Here is a 1,820-nt window from a genome sequence, read left to right as displayed (position 1 = left end):
CTATAGCAATAGTGCAGTAGCAAATTTGCGCTTCCCTAGCTAAAAACACTTCCGGTACATTGGTCATGCCTACCAAATCAGCTTTTACAGCATTTTTCAAAAATAGGCTTTCAGAACGTGTCCCTAAGCGCGGGCCATCGACACAAGCATAGGTTTTGTTTTGGTGAAGAGTAATGTCCAATTGCTTTGCCGCCTTAGCAATATTTTTTGCCAGCAGTGGGCAGGTTGGCTCCGCCGTTGAAACATGCGCAGCAATACCTTCACCAAAAAAGCTTTTCTGTCTATCTCCTTTTATAAAATCAAAATATTGAGATGGCAGGGATAGATCACCAGGAGCAATTTCCTGTTGCAAAGAGCCTGTCGCCGATAGCCCGATAATTTGCGTCACGCCAAGGCTTTTAAGTGCCCAGATATTCGCGCGATAGTTAACTTCATGCGGTAATAGCTGATGGGCACTGCCATGCCTTGCTAAAAAAAACAGCTTTAATTCACCATACTGACCTTCGATAATTTCAGCTGAAGGCTGACCATAAGGTGTTTCCAGCAGGTGTTCGGCAATGATATCCAGACCTTCAAATTGATAAATTCCAGTTCCACCTATAATTGCGAGCATATTGTTATTCCTTTAATGGGAGATGATCAGTTGTTGTGATAATTCGTCGATCCAATTCTTTATCTGGTCTCTTACTAGGCGGTAACAATCCAATACCATTGTTTCATCTGTCAGCCCGTTTGCCAGCTTAGGAGGATCATCAAACTGATGACAAATAACTTGGGTTTCGCCATTAAATGCAGGACAGCTTTTGCTCGCGTTGTCACAAACCGCGTAGACCAGATCAAAATTGATATTAGAGAATTCACTGAGCAGTTGCGAGCTATGCTCATTAATATAGATGCCGGATTCCTGCATCACTTTAATGGCACAGGGGTTGAGTCCATGCGCTTCGATACCCGCAGAATAAAATTCAACATTAGCAAGGTTAAGGGACTTTGCCCAGCCTTCCGCCATTTGACTGCGACAGGAGTTGCCGGTGCATAAAAATAGCACTGTGGTTTTTTGCTTCATTGTTAAGATCCTTATGTTTCACTACAAGAAGAGCCATAGGCAAAGCAACTGTAACACCTGTGATGCTTCATACTTATTATCTGCTGTTGACTGACTTTTAGATCACTGCCCATTTCATATTCAAGATCATCATCAACCAGAGTACAGGCATAAATTTTCATTATCCCATCTCGTTTTACGACCATTTTAGAGGAATGGCACATAAACTTTTCACGGCTTTCAGCACTTTGATACCGGGTCATACAGTGCTCACTAATATGGGGGACTTGTGGCAGTGCCCCCGGCACTAGAAAATCGGGAAAGGCAACCATAGGCAGATCTTCAGGCAGTCCGTTGAGGGCAAAAAGTTGTTTGAACCCCTGTTCAATCTCAGCTGCATTTTCATCTTGTTGCATATGGCGAGCGACAGAAACAGGAAAGCCACGCTGGTGTAAGGCATTTAAGCCGGTAATCGCCTTGGCAAAGTTCCCCTCGCCGCGATGGGCATCATGGCTGTCAGGATGCAGATGATCCAGGCTAACCCTTAATGAGATAGGATAGGGGTTAGCCGTAAGTTTGCTTAGCTTATCTAAGCGTTTCATTAAGGGCTCGGTGCCATTCGTGAGCACCAGAACAGGTTTGTATTGTGAGGCATAGTCAAGAATCTCAATAATCTCCTTAACCAGAAAAGGCTCGCCACCGGTAAAGGAAAACTTCTCGATATTCATTTGCAGAGCCTGATCTATATAGGGTTTAACCTCGGCCAGCGTTGGTG

3 protein-coding genes are annotated in these 1,820 nt (G+C 44.2%); all 3 read right to left on the bottom strand.

Annotated features, from left to right (window positions below; all coding sequences use genetic code 11):
- Positions 1-613 (bottom strand): MTAP family purine nucleoside phosphorylase (locus AC4GME_RS17115; protein WP_490379865.1); only part of this gene is annotated, 613 nt, incomplete at its 3' end.
- A gap of 12 nt (positions 614-625) precedes the next feature.
- On the bottom strand, positions 626-1,066 hold the full coding sequence (locus tag AC4GME_RS17110; protein ID WP_490379864.1) for an arsenate reductase ArsC: 441 nt from the start codon (positions 1,064-1,066) through the stop codon (positions 626-628).
- 11 nt (positions 1,067-1,077) lie between these two features.
- Positions 1,078-1,820: radical SAM protein (locus AC4GME_RS17105; RefSeq protein ID WP_490379863.1), on the bottom strand; the 743-nt coding region annotated here is incomplete at its 5' end.

It is taken from the genome of Psychromonas sp., assembly GCF_983033635.1.
Note: the sequence above shows the minus strand (reverse complement) of the source record. Positions and strands in the feature narration are given on the sequence as shown.

What these genes read in the sequence shown, in the direction of transcription:
- AC4GME_RS17110 (WP_490379864.1), bottom strand. Translation starts at nt 1,066, where the DNA reads ATGAAGCAAAAAACCACAGTGCTATTTTTATGCACCGGCAACTCCTGT.